This is a genomic window from Escherichia sp. MOD1-EC6819, assembly GCF_002965765.1.
Classification (GTDB): Bacteria; Pseudomonadota; Gammaproteobacteria; order Enterobacterales; family Enterobacteriaceae; genus Escherichia; species Escherichia ruysiae.
This window is the reverse complement of record NZ_PTRG01000004.1, coordinates 225,131-241,123: the sequence shown is the minus strand read 5'-3', so window position 1 is coordinate 241,123 and position 15,993 is coordinate 225,131. Positions and strand designations below refer to the sequence as shown.

Here is a 15,993-nt window from a genome sequence, read left to right as displayed (position 1 = left end):
CTGAAATAAGCATAACGTCTGAACGGATATAAGAAAATCCTTAAATCACCAGATTTATATTTTTTTACATTTCATTGATGAGAACAATTAGTTTGCAATAATTCCTAATGCGCTGTGTTGGTATATCTCATTGATATTGAAATAAATTATTAATAACATGATGATGTTTTGATATTTTAAGATATTTTTTTAGTTATGCGATGATGCTCTCATTATAGCGTTACCCTTAATTAATAATGGTGGTGATAATTAATGTGGAAATTGATTGTTGCAAGGATTAGAGACTTCATCCTCCTTCACTATTCAGCGTAAATGAACAACCTCTTACCCGGTAATAATTAGATTAAAAAAAGTCACTCCCAGCCTCTCAACGCATACCACAAGGATTTCCAGGCTAATGTCATGGATTATTCTGCTAATGCCTTTTTGATTTGTCAGACAATTAACGTTTCCAGTATGTCATTTCTCGCTGAATTTATGCACGTTCTCACTGTAATTCTGCTATGTGATATTGCTCTCCTATGGAGAATTAATTTCTCGCTAAAACTATGCCAACACAGTCAATTATCTTTTCGCTAAAGGTAATGCTTTGTTTTCCGATTGAATTAACAAAAGTTCTTAGTTTTTGCCCTACACAAAATGACGCTAAAGCTGGAGATAACCATGCACAAATTTACTAAAGCTCTTGCAGCCATTGGTCTGGCTGCCGTTATGTCACAATCCGCTATGGCGGAAAACCTGAAACTCGGTTTCCTGGTAAAGCAACCAGAAGAGCCGTGGTTCCAGACCGAATGGAAGTTTGCCGATAAAGCCGGGAAAGATTTAGGGTTTGACGTTATTAAGATTGCCGTGCCGGATGGCGAAAAGACGCTGAACGCCATCGACAGTCTGGCTGCCAGCGGTGCGAAAGGGTTTGTCATTTGTACGCCAGACCCGAAACTGGGTTCCGCAATTGTGGCGAAAGCACGTGGCTATGGTATGAAAGTGATTGCCGTGGATGACCAGTTTGTAAATGCCAAGGGTAAGCCGATGGATACCGTGCCGCTGGTGATGATGGCGGCGACCAAAATTGGTGAGCGTCAGGGTCAGGAACTGTATAAAGAGATGCAAAAACGTGGTTGGGACGTAAAAGAAAGTGCCGTAATGGCGATTACTGCCAACGAACTGGATACCGCTCGTCGCCGTACCACGGGGTCTATGGACGCGCTGAAAGCCGCCGGATTCCCGGAAAAACAAATATATCAGGTTCCCACCAAATCTAACGACATCCCTGGGGCATTTGACGCCGCCAACTCCATGCTGGTTCAGCATCCTGAAGTTAAACACTGGTTGATTGTCGGGATGAACGACAGCACCGTGCTGGGCGGTGTACGTGCAACGGAAGGTCAGGGCTTTAAAGCGGCGGACATCATTGGTATCGGTATCAATGGGGTGGATGCGGTGAGCGAGCTGTCCAAAGCGCAGGCTACCGGTTTCTACGGTTCACTCCTGCCAAGTCCGGACGTACATGGCTATAAATCCAGCGAAATGCTCTACAACTGGGTAGCGAAAGACGTAGAACCACCAAAATTCACTGAAGTTACCGATGTAGTTCTGATTACGCGCGACAACTTTAAAGAAGAACTGGAGAAAAAAGGTTTAGGCGGTAAGTAATCTGCCGTAAAAATTCCCCTCTGCCTTTATTGTGCAGAGGGGGTGTGAAAGACCAGTGATTCACGGAGACGTTATGCAACAGTCTACCCCGTATCTCTCATTTCGCGGCATTGGTAAAACTTTCCCCGGCGTTAAGGCGTTGACGGATATTAGTTTTGACTGCTATGCCGGTCAGGTTCATGCGTTGATGGGTGAAAATGGCGCAGGAAAATCAACACTCTTAAAAATCCTTAGCGGAAACTATGCGCCAACCACGGGTTCTGTAGTGATTAATGGACAAGAAATGTCCTTTTCCGACACGACCACTGCGCTTAACGCGGGCGTGGCGATTATTTACCAGGAACTGCATCTCGTGCCGGAAATGACCGTCGCGGAAAATATTTATCTCGGCCAGCTTCCCCATAAAGGCGGCATTGTAAATCGTTCACTGCTGAATTATGAAGCAGGTTTACAACTCAAACATCTGGGTATGGATATTGACCCGGCTACGCCGCTGAAATATCTCTCCATTGGTCAGTGGCAGATGGTTGAAATTGCCAAAGCTCTGGCGCGTAACGCCAAAATTATCGCCTTTGATGAGCCAACCAGCTCCCTGTCTGCCCGTGAAATCGACAATCTTTTCCGCGTTATTCGTGAGCTACGAAAAGAGGGGCGGGTGATCCTATACGTTTCTCACCGTATGGAAGAAATATTTGCTCTCAGCGATGCCATCACCGTCTTTAAAGATGGACGTTACGTCAAAACTTTCACCGATATGCAGCAGATTAACCACGACGTTCTGGTACAGGCGATGGTCGGTCGCGATATCGGCGATATCTACGGCTGGCAACCGCGTAGTTATGGTGAGGAGCGATTGCGCCTGGATGCAGTTAAGGCGCCAGGCGTGCGTACGCCAATAAGCCTGACCGTTCGCAGTGGTGAAATTGTTGGTCTGTTTGGTCTGGTGGGGGCTGGACGCAGCGAATTAATGAAAGGCATGTTTGGTGGTACGCAAATCACCGCCGGTCAGGTTTATATCGACCAAAAGCCGATTGATATTCGCAAGCCGGGTCACGCCATTGCCGCTGGCATGATGCTCTGTCCGGAAGATCGCAAAGCGGAAGGTATTATTCCGGTGCATTCCGTTCGTGACAATATCAACATCAGTGCCCGTCGCAAACATGTGCTTGGTGGTTGTGTGATCAATAACGGCTGGGAAGCGAATAATGCTGATCACCATATTCGTTCGCTCAATATCAAAACGCCGGGAGCGGAGCAATTAATCATGAATCTCTCCGGTGGTAATCAGCAGAAAGCCATTCTGGGGCGTTGGTTATCGGAAGAGATGAAGGTCATTTTGCTGGATGAACCTACGCGCGGTATTGATGTGGGAGCCAAGCACGAAATATATAACGTGATTTATGCGCTGGCGGCGCAGGGCGTGGCGGTGCTGTTTGCCTCCAGCGATCTGCCCGAAGTCCTCGGCGTTGCCGACCGTATTATCGTCATGCGTGAAGGTGAAATCGCGGGTGAATTGCTACACGAGCAGGCAGATGAGCGTCAGGCACTAAGCCTTGCTATGCCTAAAGTCAGCCAGGCAGTTGCCTGAGTAAGGAGAGTATGATGTCTTCTGTTTCTACATCGGGTTCTGGTGCATCTAAGTCGTCATTCAGCTTCGGGCGTATCTGGGATCAGTACGGTATGCTGGTGGTGTTTGCGGTGCTGTTTATCGCCTGTGCCATTTTTGTCCCGAATTTTGCCACCTTCATTAATATGAAAGGGCTGGGGCTGGCAATCTCCATGTCGGGGATGGTGGCGTGCGGCATGTTGTTCTGTCTCGCGTCGGGTGACTTTGACCTTTCTGTTGCTTCGGTAATTGCCTGTGCAGGTGTTACTACGGCGGTGGTTATCAATCTGACCGAAAGCCTGTGGATAGGCGTGGCGGCAGGTTTGCTGCTGGGCGTCCTCTGCGGTCTGGTGAATGGTTTTGTTATCGCCAAACTTAAAATTAACGCTTTGATTACCACGCTGGCGACGATGCAGATTGTCCGTGGTCTGGCGTATATTATCTCCGACGGTAAAGCGGTCGGTATCGAAGATGAAAGTTTCTTTGCTCTCGGTTATGCCAACTGGTTCGGCCTGCCTGCGCCAATCTGGCTCACTGTCGCTTGCCTGATAATCTTTGGCTTGCTGCTGAACAAAACTACCTTTGGTCGTAATACGCTGGCGATTGGTGGTAACGAAGAGGCCGCGCGTCTGGCAGGTGTACCGGTTGTCCGCACCAAAATCATTATCTTTGTTCTCTCTGGTCTGGTATCGGCGATTGCCGGGATTGTTCTGGCTTCGCGCATGACCAGCGGTCAGCCGATGACCTCGATTGGCTATGAGTTGATTGTTATCTCAGCCTGCGTTTTAGGTGGCGTTTCTCTGAAAGGTGGCATCGGAAAAATCTCATATGTGGTGGCGGGTATCTTAATTTTAGGTACTGTAGAAAATGCTATGAACCTGCTCAATATTTCTCCTTTCGCGCAGTACGTTGTTCGTGGCTTAATCCTGCTGGCAGCGGTGATCTTCGACCGTTACAAGCAAAAAGCGAAACGCACTGTTTGATGCTTTTTTCCGCAAAAATTTAGTCCTTTTTTCCTCCACAGCCAGCCGCCACAACGGCTGGCTGTTCTTTTTTGCAAATGGCGAGCTACGTCACACTGTCTATACTTACATGTCTGTAAAGCGCGTTCTGCGCGAACTATAAAAAGATAAGGAGGAGTACCGGGTGACAGAACCGTTAACCGAACCCCCTGAACTATCCGCGAAATATGCCTGGTTTTTTGATCTCGATGGAACGCTGGCGGAAATTAAACCGCATCCCGATCAGGTCGTCGTGCCTGACAATATTCTGCAAGGACTTCAGCTACTGGCAGCCGCAAGTGATGGTGCATTGGCATTGATATCAGGGCGCTCAATGGTCGAGCTTGACGCACTGGCAAAACCTTATCGCTTCCCGTTAGCGGGTGTGCATGGGGCGGAGCGCCGTGACATCAATGGTAAAACGCATATCGTTCATCTGCCGGATGCGATTGCCCGCGATATTAGTGTTCAACTGCATACGGCAATCAGCCACTATCCCGGTGCGGAGCTGGAGGCGAAAGGGATGGCGTTTGCGCTGCACTATCGTCAGGCGCCGCAGCACGAAGACGCCTTATTGACATTAGCGCAACGCATTACCCAGATTTGGCCGCAAATGGCATTACAGCAGGGAAAGTGTGTCGTCGAGATTAAACCAGGAAACACCAGTAAAGGGGAGGCGATTGCTGCCTTTATGCAGGAAGCTCCCTTTATCGGCCGTAAGCCCGTTTTTCTGGGCGATGATTTAACCGATGAATCTGGCTTCGCGGTCGTTAACCGACTGGGTGGAATGTCAGTGAAAATTGGCACCGGAGCGACTCAGGCATCATGGCGGCTGGCGGGCGTGCCGGATGTCTGGAGCTGGCTTGAAATGATAACCAACGCATTACAACAACAAAAAAGAGAAAATAACAGGAGTGATGACTATGAGTCGTTTAGTCGTAGTATCTAACCGGATTGCACCACCAGACGAGCACGCCGCCAGTGCCGGTGGCCTTGCTGTCGGCATACTGGGTGCACTGAAAGCTGCAGGTGGACTGTGGTTTGGCTGGAGTGGCGAAACGGGGAATGAGGATCAGCCGCTAAAAAAGGTGAAAAAAGGAAATATTACCTGGGCCTCTTTTAACCTCAGTGAAAAGGATCTCGACGAATACTACAACCAATTCTCCAATGCCGTTCTCTGGCCTGCATTTCATTATCGACTCGATCTGGTGCAATTTCAGCGTCCTGCCTGGGACGGCTATCTACGCGTAAATGCGTTGCTGGCAGATAAATTACTGCCGCTGCTAGAAGACGATGACATTATCTGGGTTCACGATTATCACCTGTTGCCATTTGCGCATGAATTACGCAAACAAGGGGTGAATAATCGCATTGGTTTCTTCCTGCATATTCCTTTCCCGACGCCGGAAATATTCAATGCGCTGCCGACGTATGACACCTTGCTTGAACAGCTTTGTGATTATGATTTGCTGGGTTTCCAGACAGAGAACGATCGCCTGGCGTTCCTGGATTGCCTTTCTAACCTGACCCGCGTTACGACGCGTAGCTCAAAAATCCATACGGCCTGGGGCAAAGCGTTTCGAACCGAAGTTTACCCCATTGGCATTGAACCAGATGAGATAGCCAAACAGGCTGCCGGACCATTGCCGGCAAAACTGGCGCAACTAAAAGCGGAACTGAAAAACGTACAAAATATCTTTTCTGTCGAACGACTGGATTATTCCAAAGGTTTGCCGGAGCGTTTTCTCGCCTATGAAGCGTTGCTGGAAAACTATCCGCAACATCACGGTAAAATTCGCTATACCCAGATTGCGCCAACGTCGCGTGGTGATGTGCAAGCGTATCAGGATATTCGTCATCAGTTGGAAAATGAAGCCGGGAGAATTAACGGCAAATATGGTCAATTAGGCTGGACGCCGCTTTATTATCTGAATCAGCATTTTGATCGTAAATTACTGATGAAAATCTTCCGCTATTCTGATGTTGGATTAGTGACGCCGCTGCGCGACGGAATGAACCTGGTCGCGAAAGAGTATGTTGCCGCACAGGATCCTGCCAATCCGGGCGTACTGGTACTTTCGCAATTTGCCGGAGCGGCAAACGAACTGACGTCGGCGTTAATTGTAAACCCCTACGATCGTGATGAAGTTGCGGCGGCGCTCAATCGGGCGTTGACGATGTCGCTGGCGGAACGTATTTCCCGCCATGCAGAAATGCTGGAAGTTATTGTGAAAAACGACATTAATCACTGGCAGGAGTATTTTATTCGCGACCTAAAGCAGATAGTTCCGCGAAGCGCGGAAAGTCAGCAGCGCGATAAAGTTGCTACCTTTCCGAAAATGGCGTAATGGCAGTTAATCTCCCTTAAGCGGAACCAGTAGTACATCGACCTCGCTTGAGGCAATCACACTTTTCGCTGAGCAGGATGCTCGCGAAAAGAAACTGTGGTTATGATTGCCGCAAATCACCAAATCGAATTTATGCTTACGGCACACTGCCAGAATATGTTCGCTTAACTCACCGTAAGCAATAAATGTCTCTTCTACCGGATATCCCGCATCCTTTATTAATTTATCAAGAAAGTTTTGTGTTTCTTCATGCATCACGCTGCGTAAATCTTCAAGCATCGGTGCGGCTAATTGATTGAAGATTTCCGGGTCGGAAGCGAGAGTGATCAAACTTATGCGCCCATTAACCGGACGGGCGATAGAGACCGCTTTTGTCAACAGTTGCTGGCTTTCTGGCGAGACAGCTACAGCAACAAGAACATTGGTATAGCTCATAACCTGCTCCTTATTCTGTGAACTTCAGGTGTTATTACAGCTTTACTCTGAATGAGGCATTGATGCAATAACAACTCAGTCAAAAAGGTAAATATTAGGCTGGTTACTAGTAAGAATAATTAATTAGTGCCGCAATGTTATTATTCGATCGCCAGTATGGCTGTAAGAAGTAAAATTATCTATTTTCCTTATAAAACAAATGGTTAATGTTTGAAAAACATTTATATAACATTTAAGGGGGTCTCGGCTTTATTTTCACTTGAACTGGGTCATGTTATGTAACTCTCTGTTTGAAAATAAGTTATAGAGGGTAAATAAATTTATTTCATACATAACAGATGGTTATTTACGGTGATTTATATTAACAGTGCGCAACATAATAAATTTATGCCTCTACTTCATTTTTGAAGCCAGAGGCGCTGAAAAACTTTTTAACAGAATGAAATATCATCAAAACAAAAGTATGACTTATACATTAATGTTAAGTAATTGAGTGTTTTGTGTGATCTGAGTCACACATTATCGAAAATCGCAGCGTCGCTCCGTTGTATGTGTGAGTGGTGACGAGTACAGTTGCGTCGAATTAGGAAAAATCTTAGTTAAGTGTAAAAAACACTATTCTCTGTAAGGGATTGTTTCATCGCTTACGATGCTTGTGTTTTTTCGTTGATCGCAACTATTCCATGGTTATTTACTTTTTACCGGGATTTCCCGGCGACATCACGGGGTGCGGTGATACCGCATAAAAATAAAGTTAGTTATTCTGGATGGGAATAATGCATACCTCCGAGTTGCTGAAACATATTTATGACATCAATTTGTCATATTTACTTCTTGCACAACGTCTGATCGTTCAGGACAAAGCGTCCGCCATGTTTCGTCTCGGTATTAATGAAGAAATGGCAACAACGTTAGCGACGCTGACGCTTCCGCAAATGGTTAAACTGGCAGAAACCAATCAACTGATTTGTCATTTCCGCTTTGATAGCCACCAGACTATTAATCAGTTGACGCAGGATTCCCGCGTTGACGATCTCCAGCAAGTTCATACCGGTATCATGCTCTCTACGCGTTTGTTGAATGATGTTAATCAGCCCGAAGAAGTGCTGCGTAAAAAAAGGGCCTGATAATGAGCGAAAAAAGCATTGTTCAGGAAGCCCGGGATATTCAGCTGGCAATGGAATTGATCACTCTCGGCGCTCGTTTGCAGATGCTGGAAAGTGAAACACAATTAAGTCGCGGACGCCTGATCAAACTCTATAAAGAACTGCGCGGAAGTCCGCCGCCGAAAGGTATGCTGCCATTCTCCACCGACTGGTTTATGACCTGGGAACAAAATGTTCATGCGTCGATGTTTTGTAATGCATGGCAGTTTTTGCTGAAAACAGGGTTATGTAACGGCGTCGATGCAGTAATCAAAGCCTATCGTTTATACCTCGAACAGTGTCCACAAGCCGAAGATGGGCCGCTGCTGGCGTTGACACGCGCCTGGACACTGGTGCGATTTGTTGAAAGTGGTTTACTACAACTTTCCAGTTGCAAGTGCTGCGGCGGTAATTTTATCACCCATGCCCATCAGCCTGTTGGCAGCTTTGCCTGCAGCTTATGTCAGCCGCCATCACGAGCGGTAAAAAGACGTAAACTTTCTCAAGACCCTGCCGATATTATCCCTCAACTGCTGGATGAACAGAGAGTACAGGCTGTTTAACTCACGCGATATGGCGAAACATTCCAGCAGCGGCAACTGATTGTCGCTGCTTTTTTCCCCGACCGTAAGTTAACGCCTGACGACTGAACATCCTGTCATGGTCAACAGTGAAAGGATGATGTCGTGCTTATCTTATTAGGTTACCTGGTTGTTCTCGGTACAGTTTTCGGCGGTTATTTGATGACCGGCGGAAGCCTTGGAGCACTTTATCAACCCGCTGAACTGGTGATTATTGCCGGTGCAGGTATTGGGTCGTTTATTGTCGGCAACAACGGTAAAGCCATCAAAGGCACGCTTAAGGCGCTGCCGTTACTGTTTCGCCGCTCCAAATACACCAAAGCAATGTATATGGATCTGCTGGCGCTGCTTTACCGGCTAATGGCGAAATCACGCCAGATGGGCATGTTTTCGTTGGAGCGCGATATTGAAAATCCTCGCGAGAGCGAGATCTTCGCCAGTTATCCTCGCATTATGGCTGATGCCGTCATGCTTGATTTTATTGTCGATTATCTGCGCCTGATTATTAGTGGTCACATGAATACCTTTGAAATCGAAGCTTTGATGGATGAAGAGATCGAGACTCACGAAAGCGAGGCGGAAGTCCCGGCAAACAGTCTGGCGCTGGTCGGTGACTCGCTCCCGGCATTTGGTATTGTCGCGGCTGTGATGGGAGTGGTTCACGCGCTCGGTTCGGCTGACCGACCTGCCGCCGAACTGGGGGCGTTGATTGCTCATGCGATGGTGGGGACTTTCCTCGGTATCTTATTGGCTTATGGATTTATTTCCCCGCTGGCAAGTGTTTTGCGCCAGAAAAGCGCAGAGACCAGCAAAATGATGCAGTGCGTCAAAGTCATACTGCTTTCTAATCTCAACGGTTATGCACCGCCAATTGCGGTTGAATTTGGTCGCAAAACGCTCTACTCCAGCGAGCGCCCGTCGTTCGTCGAACTGGAAGAGCACGTTCGTGCAGTGAAAAATCCGCAACAGCAGACGACAACCGAGGAAGCATGAAGAATCACGCGCATCCAATTATTGTCGTCAAGCGACGCAAAGCGAAAAGTCACGGCTCGGCGCATGGATCGTGGAAGATTGCTTATGCTGACTTTATGACTGCGATGATGGCTTTTTTTCTGGTGATGTGGCTGATCTCCATCTCCAGCCCAAAAGAGCTGATTCAGATTGCGGAATATTTCCGCACGCCGCTGGCGACGGCAGTAACGGGCGGTGATCGCATTTCTAATAGTGAAAGCCCAATTCCTGGCGGGGGTGATGATTACACCCAAAGCCAGGGAGAAGTGAATAAGCAACCGGACATTGAAGAACTGAAAAAACGCATGGAGCAAAGTCGGCTGCGGAAATTGCGGGGCGATCTCGACCAGCTTATTGAATCAGACCCGAAACTACGGGCGCTGCGTCCACATCTCAAAATCGATCTGGTGCAGGAAGGTTTACGCATTCAGATTATCGACAGCCAGAATCGCCCGATGTTTAAAACCGGCAGTGCTGACGTCGAACCCTATATGCGTGACATTCTGCGGAGTATTGCGCCTGTGCTGAACGGTATTCCTAACCGTATCAGTCTCTCCGGTCATACCGATGATTTCCCTTACGCCAATGGTGAGCAAGGCTATAGCAACTGGGAGCTTTCTGCCGAACGCGCCAATGCGTCGCGCCGTGAGCTAATGGTGGGCGGTCTGGCTGATGGCAAAATTCTGCGCGTTGTCGGCATGGCAGCCACCATGCGTTTGAGCGATCGTGGACCTGATGATGCCGTCAACCGTCGAATCAGCCTGCTGGTTCTGAACAGACAAGCAGAACAAGCTATTTTGCATGAAAACGCTGAAAGCCAGAATGAGCCGGTAAGTGTTCTGGAAAAAACAGGGAGCGCACCGCAGGTCAGTGTTCCTACAATGCCATCAGCCGAACCGAGGTGACTGCGTGAGCATGGATATAAGCGATTTTTATCAGACATTTTTTGATGAGGCGGACGAACTGTTAGCCGATATGGAGCAGCATCTGCTTAATTTGCAGCCAGAAGCGCCAGATGCCGAACAGTTGAATGCCATCTTTCGTGCAGCCCATTCCATCAAAGGAGGGGCAGGAACCTTTGGTTTTACTGTGTTACAGGAAACCACGCATCTGATGGAAAATCTGCTCGATGAAGCCAGACGTGGTGAGATGCAGCTTAATACCGACATTATCAATCTGTTTTTGGAAACGAAGGACATCATGCAAGAACAGCTCGACGCTTATAAACAGTCACAAGAGCCAGATACCGCCAGCTTCGATTATATCTGCCAGGCCTTGCGTCAACTGGCATTAGAAGCGAAAGGCGAAACGGTATCCGCAGTGACCCGATTAAGTGTGGTTGCCAAAAATGAACCGCAAGATGGTCAGAATAGCCGCCAATCGCCGCGACGAATTATCCTTTCGCGCCTGAAAGCGGGAGAAATCGATCTGCTGGAAGAAGAGCTGGGACATCTGACAACGTTGACTGACGTGGTGAAAGGAGCCGATTCGTTATCGGCGACATTAGCGGGAGATATTGCGGAAGACGACATTACTGCGGTGCTTTGTTTTGTCATTGAGGCCGATCAGATTGCCTTTGAAAGCGTTGAGTCTACGGCGAAAGTATCTGCGCCACCGGTGCTTAAACTTGCCGCCGCAGAAGCGCCAGTTGTACGGACAGAACGGGAAAAACCGCCGCGCGGCAGCGAATCCACCAGTATCCGTGTGGCTGTAGAGAAGGTTGATCAACTGATTAACCTTGTCGGCGAACTGGTCATCACCCAGTCGATGCTGGCTCAGCGTTCGAGCGAACTGGACCCGGTTAATCATGGTGATTTGATTACCAGCATGGGGCAGTTACAACGTAACGCCCGTGATTTGCAGGAATCGGTGATGTCGATCCGCATGATGCCGATGGAATATGTCTTTAGTCGCTATCCCCGGCTGGTACGTGACCTGGCGGGAAAACTCGGCAAACAGGTAGAACTGACGCTGGTGGGCAGTTCCACTGAACTCGACAAGAGCCTGATAGAACGCATTATTGACCCGCTGACCCATCTGGTACGCAACAGTCTCGACCACGGTATTGAATTGCCTGAAAAACGCCTCGCCGCAGGTAAAAACCGCGTCGGAAATTTGGTTCTGTCTGCTGAACATCAGGGTGGCAACATCTGCATCGAAGTGACCGACGATGGCGCGGGGCTAAACCGTGAACGGATTCTGGCAAAAGCTGTTTCACAAGGTCTGACCGTCAGCGACAACATGACGGATGACGAAGTGGCAATGCTGATATTTGCTCCTGGTTTTTCTACAGCAGAGCAGGTTACCGATGTCTCCGGACGCGGCGTTGGTATGGATGTCGTCAAACGTAATATCCAGGAGATGGGCGGTCATGTCGAAATCAAATCGACGCCGGGCGCAGGAACTACGATCCGCATTTTACTGCCGCTGACGCTGGCGATCCTCGATGGCATGTCTGTACGTGTTGCAGATGAAGTTTTCATTCTGCCGCTGAATGCCGTCATGGAATCACTGCAACCCCATGAAGCCGATCTGCATCCACTGGCGGGCGGCGAGCGGGTACTGGAAGTACGTGGTGAATATCTGCCTATCGTCGAACTGTGGAAAGTGTTCAACGTCACGGGCGCGAAAACTGAAGCGACTCAGGGAATTGTGGTGATCCTGCAAAGTGGCGGTCGCCGCTACGCTTTGCTGGTGGATCAATTAATTGGTCAACACCAGGTAGTAGTGAAAAACCTGGAAAGTAACTATCGCAAAATCCCGGGAATATCCGCCGCAACGATTCTCGGCGACGGCAGCGTGGCACTGATTGTTGATGTTTCTGCCTTGCAGACGATAAACCGCGAACAACGTATGGCGAACACCGCCGCCTGAATGAGTAAAAAGGTAACAATATGACCGGTATGACGAATGTAACAAAGCTGGCCAGCGAGCCGTCAGGCCAGGAATTTCTGGTATTTACCCTTGGTGATGAAGAGTACGGTATTGATATTCTGAAAGTGCAGGAGATCCGTGGCTACGATCAGGTAACACGGATTGCAAACACGCCAGCGTTTATCAAAGGCGTCACGAATCTGCGCGGCGTTATTGTGCCGATTGTTGACTTACGAATTAAGTTCAGCCAGGTGGATGTGGACTATAACGACAACACGGTAGTTATCGTACTGAATCTCGGACAACGGGTGGTCGGCATCGTGGTTGACGGCGTTTCAGACGTGCTTTCATTGACGGCGGAGCAAATTCGTCCGGCACCGGAATTTGCCGTGACGCTTTCAACAGAATATCTCACTGGATTGGGCGCACTGGGCGACCGTATGTTGATTCTGGTGAACATCGAAAAACTGCTGAATAGCGAAGAGATGGCGCTGTTAGATAGCGCGGCGTCAGAAGTGGCGTAATTCTCCTGATTTCCTCAATTGAAATGAACCCGATGATCTGCGCATCGGGTTTTTTATTTCAATTTCGCGGCGGGTGGCATCAGCAATAAAGTTTCCCCCTTCCTTGCCGATAACGAGATCAACTTGTTTTCAGGAAGGTGCCTTATGATTAACCGTATCCGCGTAGTCACGCTGTTGGTAATGGTGCTGGGGGTATTCGCACTGTTACAGCTAATTTCCGGCAGTTTGTTTTTTTCTTCGCTTCACCATAGCCAGAAAAGCTTTGTCGTTTCCAATGAACTACGGGAACAACAGAGTGAGCTAACCTCAACCTGGGATTTAATGCTACAAACGCGCATTAATTTGAGCCGTTCGGCGGTGCGGATGATGATGGATTCATCCAATCAACAAAGTAACGCCAAAGTTGAATTGCTTGATAGCGCCAGGAAAACATTGGCCCAGGCAGCGACTCATTTTAAAAAATTCAAAAGCATGGCACCGTTACCTGAAATGGTCGCCACCAGTCGTAATATTGATGAAAAATACAAAAACTATCACACAGCGTTAACTGAACTGATTGATTATCTTGATTATGGCAATACTGGCGCCTATTTCGCTCAACCAACTCAGGGAATGCAAAATGCGATGGGCGAAGCGTTTGCTCAGTACGCCCTCAGTAGTGAAAAACTTTACCGCGATATCGTCACTAACAATGCGGAAGATTACCGCTTTTCCCAGTGGCAACTGGCGGTTATCGCGCTGGTGGTGGTATTGATTTTGCTGGTGGCGTGGTACGGCATCCGCCGTATGTTGCTTACCCCGCTGGCGAAAATCATTGCTCACATTCGCGAAATTGCCGGTGGTAACCTGGCGAATAGCCTCATCATTGATGGGCGCAGTGAAATGGGCGAACTGGCGCAGAGCGTTTCGCATATGCAGCGTTCTTTGACCGACACAGTCACCCATGTGCGCCAGGGGTCGGACGCCATCTATGCCGGTACACGTGAAATTGCAGCGGGCAATACCGATCTTTCATCACGCACTGAACAGCAGGCATCCGCGCTGGAAGAAACTGCCGCCAGCATGGAACAGCTCACCGCGACGGTGAAACAGAACGCCGATAACGCCCGTCAGGCCTCGCAACTGGCACAAAGTGCCTCCGACACCGCGCTGCACGGCGGCAAAGTGGTGGATGGCGTGGTGAAAACCATGCATGAAATCGCCGACAGTTCGAAGAAAATCGCCGACATTATTAGCGTAATCGACGGCATTGCCTTCCAGACCAATATCCTCGCACTGAATGCCGCTGTTGAAGCCGCGCGTGCCGGGGAACAGGGGCGTGGTTTTGCTGTGGTGGCGGGTGAAGTGCGTAATCTTGCCAGTCGCAGCGCCCAGGCAGCAAAAGAGATCAAAGCTCTGATAGAAGACTCAGTTTCCCGCGTTGATACCGGTTCTGTGCTGGTCGAAAGCGCCGGGGAAACGATGACGAATATCGTTAATGCGGTTACGCGCGTCACCGACATTATGGGGGAAATTGCTTCAGCCTCCGATGAGCAGAGCCGTGGCATTGATCAAGTTGCGCTGGCCGTGTCGGAAATGGATCGCGTCACTCAACAGAATGCCTCGTTGGTGCAGGAGTCAGCCGCCGCTGCTGCCGCACTGGAAGAGCAGGCCGGTCGTTTAACGCAGGCAGTATCCGCATTTCGTCTGGCAGCCAGTCAGCTAAACCACAAACCACCACTAAAATCCCAGCCTGCCAGTGAGCAATCACCTGCGCAGTCGCGGCGGCGTATCGCTGAACAAGAGCCAAACTGGGAAACATTTTGATGGGTATTTACTCAAGCGCCATTGCCGCCAGATGAGGCTGATGATGCAACAGAACGTCGCGCTTATCGTTTCTGGTGGCGCTATTACAACACAATCGGTGCAGTTACAGGCTGTGCCAGTGGTTTCCTGAAGTGATTGAGAAGGCGCTATGACATCATCTCAGCCCTGTGGGCAAACGTCTTTATTGTTACAGATGAGCGAGCGCCTTGCGCTTTCCGACGTTCATTTTCGGCGGATAAGTCAATTGATCTATCAACGTGCGGGGATTGTTCTGGCCGACCACAAGCGTGACATGGTCTACAACCGGTTGATACGCCGTTTGCGCTCGCTGGGACTGGCCGATTTTGGTCATTATCTGAACATGCTGGAATCTAATCAGCTTAGCGGCGAGTGGCAGGCATTTATTAACTCGCTGACTACCAACCTGACGGCATTTTTCCGTGAAGGGCATCATTTCCCACTGCTCGCGGCTCACGCTCGCCGTCGTTCTGGGGAATATCGTGTATGGAGCGCGGCGGCGTCGACTGGTGAAGAGCCGTACAGCATTGCCATGACGCTGGCGGACACATTAGGCACCGCGCCTGGACGCTGGAAAGTGTTCGCCAGTGATATCGACACCGAAGTGCTGGAAAAAGCCAGAAGCGGCATTTATCGCCATGAAGAGCTGAAAAACCTGACGCCACAACAACTCCAGCGTTACTTCATGCGCGGCACGGGGCCGCATGAAGGGCTGGTACGCGTGCGCCAGGAACTGGCGAGCTATGTCGATTTTTCCCCGCTGAATTTGTTGGCGAAACAGTACACCGTACCGGGGCCGTTTGATGCGATCTTCTGCCGTAACGTCATGATCTACTTTGATCAAACGACCCAACAGGAGATTTTGCGCCGCTTCGTGCCACTACTTAAACCTGACGGATTGCTGTTTGCGGGGCACTCTGAAAATTTCAGCCACCTTGAGCGCAGCTTCACGCTGCGTGGGCAGACGGTGTATGCGCTAAGTAAGGATTAA

At 49.2% G+C, this 15,993-nt stretch carries 14 protein-coding genes; 13 read left to right on the top strand and 1 reads right to left on the bottom strand.

Annotated elements, in window-relative coordinates; translation table 11 throughout:
- The first annotated feature begins 663 nt into the window (after positions 1-663).
- The 5 genes from araF (at position 664) to otsA (ending at position 6,608) form a co-directional block, all read left to right on the top strand.
- A complete protein-coding gene (araF, locus tag A7Z06_RS07185; protein ID WP_000548667.1) occupies positions 664-1,653 on the top strand; it encodes an arabinose ABC transporter substrate-binding protein AraF in 990 nt (329 codons plus the stop codon).
- A gap of 73 nt (positions 1,654-1,726) precedes the next feature.
- Complete coding sequence (gene araG / locus A7Z06_RS07180) at positions 1,727-3,241, top strand: arabinose ABC transporter ATP-binding protein AraG (protein WP_001187835.1); 1,515 nt, start codon at positions 1,727-1,729, stop codon at positions 3,239-3,241.
- A gap of 14 nt (positions 3,242-3,255) precedes the next feature.
- Complete coding sequence (gene araH, locus A7Z06_RS07175; protein WP_000100212.1) at positions 3,256-4,242, top strand: arabinose ABC transporter permease AraH; 987 nt, start codon at positions 3,256-3,258, stop codon at positions 4,240-4,242.
- 163 nt (positions 4,243-4,405) lie between these two features.
- On the top strand, positions 4,406-5,209 hold the full coding sequence (otsB, locus tag A7Z06_RS07170; RefSeq protein ID WP_000138760.1) for a trehalose-phosphatase: 804 nt from the start codon (positions 4,406-4,408) through the stop codon (positions 5,207-5,209).
- Positions 5,184-6,608, top strand: coding sequence for an alpha,alpha-trehalose-phosphate synthase (gene otsA, locus A7Z06_RS07165; protein WP_010345068.1), 1,425 nt, complete (start codon positions 5,184-5,186; stop codon positions 6,606-6,608). Before otsB ends, otsA begins: the two co-directional genes overlap by 26 nt.
- Before the next feature lie 6 nt (positions 6,609-6,614).
- On the opposite strand, the gene uspC is transcribed toward otsA, so the two are convergent.
- Entirely contained in the window at positions 6,615-7,043 is a 429-nt protein-coding gene (uspC, locus tag A7Z06_RS07160; protein WP_000122665.1) for a universal stress protein UspC, read from the bottom strand.
- Positions 7,044-7,819: 776 nt separating this feature from the next.
- Here uspC and flhD point away from each other — a divergent pair.
- The 8 genes from flhD (at position 7,820) to cheR (ending at position 15,993) form a co-directional block, all read left to right on the top strand.
- Positions 7,820-8,170: a flagellar transcriptional regulator FlhD gene (gene flhD / locus A7Z06_RS07155; protein WP_001516558.1), complete on the top strand. Its 351-nt coding sequence runs from the start codon at positions 7,820-7,822 to the stop codon at positions 8,168-8,170.
- 2 nt (positions 8,171-8,172) lie between these two features.
- Complete coding sequence (flhC, locus tag A7Z06_RS07150) at positions 8,173-8,751, top strand: flagellar transcriptional regulator FlhC (RefSeq protein ID WP_001291590.1); 579 nt, start codon at positions 8,173-8,175, stop codon at positions 8,749-8,751.
- A gap of 123 nt (positions 8,752-8,874) precedes the next feature.
- Positions 8,875-9,762 carry a flagellar motor stator protein MotA gene (gene motA / locus A7Z06_RS07145; protein WP_000906346.1) on the top strand — a complete coding sequence of 296 codons (888 nt, stop codon included), beginning with the start codon at positions 8,875-8,877 and terminating at the stop codon, positions 9,760-9,762.
- A complete protein-coding gene (gene motB / locus A7Z06_RS07140; protein ID WP_000788499.1) occupies positions 9,759-10,685 on the top strand; it encodes a flagellar motor protein MotB in 927 nt (308 codons plus the stop codon). The genes motA and motB overlap by 4 nt, the downstream gene beginning before the upstream one ends.
- A gap of 4 nt (positions 10,686-10,689) precedes the next feature.
- Positions 10,690-12,654, top strand: coding sequence for a chemotaxis protein CheA (gene cheA, locus A7Z06_RS07135; protein ID WP_010345062.1), 1,965 nt, complete (start codon positions 10,690-10,692; stop codon positions 12,652-12,654).
- Positions 12,655-12,674: 20 nt separating this feature from the next.
- Complete coding sequence (cheW, locus tag A7Z06_RS07130) at positions 12,675-13,178, top strand: chemotaxis protein CheW (RefSeq protein WP_000147302.1); 504 nt, start codon at positions 12,675-12,677, stop codon at positions 13,176-13,178.
- Positions 13,179-13,322: 144 nt separating this feature from the next.
- Positions 13,323-14,984 carry a methyl-accepting chemotaxis protein II gene (tar, locus tag A7Z06_RS07125; RefSeq protein WP_010345055.1) on the top strand — a complete coding sequence of 554 codons (1,662 nt, stop codon included), beginning with the start codon at positions 13,323-13,325 and terminating at the stop codon, positions 14,982-14,984.
- Between the two features lie 148 nt (positions 14,985-15,132).
- Complete coding sequence (gene cheR / locus A7Z06_RS07120) at positions 15,133-15,993, top strand: protein-glutamate O-methyltransferase CheR (RefSeq protein ID WP_000204525.1); 861 nt, start codon at positions 15,133-15,135, stop codon at positions 15,991-15,993.

Excerpts from the sequence above, each read along its gene's own strand:
- flhD (WP_001516558.1), top strand. The coding sequence starts at position 7,820 with ATGCATACCTCCGAGTTGCTGAAACATATTTATGACATCAATTTGTCA.
- cheR (WP_000204525.1), top strand. The coding sequence starts at position 15,133 with ATGACATCATCTCAGCCCTGTGGGCAAACGTCTTTATTGTTACAGATG.
- motB (WP_000788499.1), top strand. The coding sequence starts at position 9,759 with ATGAAGAATCACGCGCATCCAATTATTGTCGTCAAGCGACGCAAAGCG.
- flhC (WP_001291590.1), top strand. The coding sequence starts at position 8,173 with ATGAGCGAAAAAAGCATTGTTCAGGAAGCCCGGGATATTCAGCTGGCA.
- cheW (WP_000147302.1), top strand. The coding sequence starts at position 12,675 with ATGACCGGTATGACGAATGTAACAAAGCTGGCCAGCGAGCCGTCAGGC.
- uspC (WP_000122665.1), bottom strand. The coding sequence starts at position 7,043 with ATGAGCTATACCAATGTTCTTGTTGCTGTAGCTGTCTCGCCAGAAAGC.
- araG (WP_001187835.1), top strand. The coding sequence starts at position 1,727 with ATGCAACAGTCTACCCCGTATCTCTCATTTCGCGGCATTGGTAAAACT.
- araF (WP_000548667.1), top strand. The coding sequence starts at position 664 with ATGCACAAATTTACTAAAGCTCTTGCAGCCATTGGTCTGGCTGCCGTT.
- tar (WP_010345055.1), top strand. The coding sequence starts at position 13,323 with ATGATTAACCGTATCCGCGTAGTCACGCTGTTGGTAATGGTGCTGGGG.
- otsA (WP_010345068.1), top strand. The coding sequence starts at position 5,184 with ATGAGTCGTTTAGTCGTAGTATCTAACCGGATTGCACCACCAGACGAG.
- araH (WP_000100212.1), top strand. The coding sequence starts at position 3,256 with ATGTCTTCTGTTTCTACATCGGGTTCTGGTGCATCTAAGTCGTCATTC.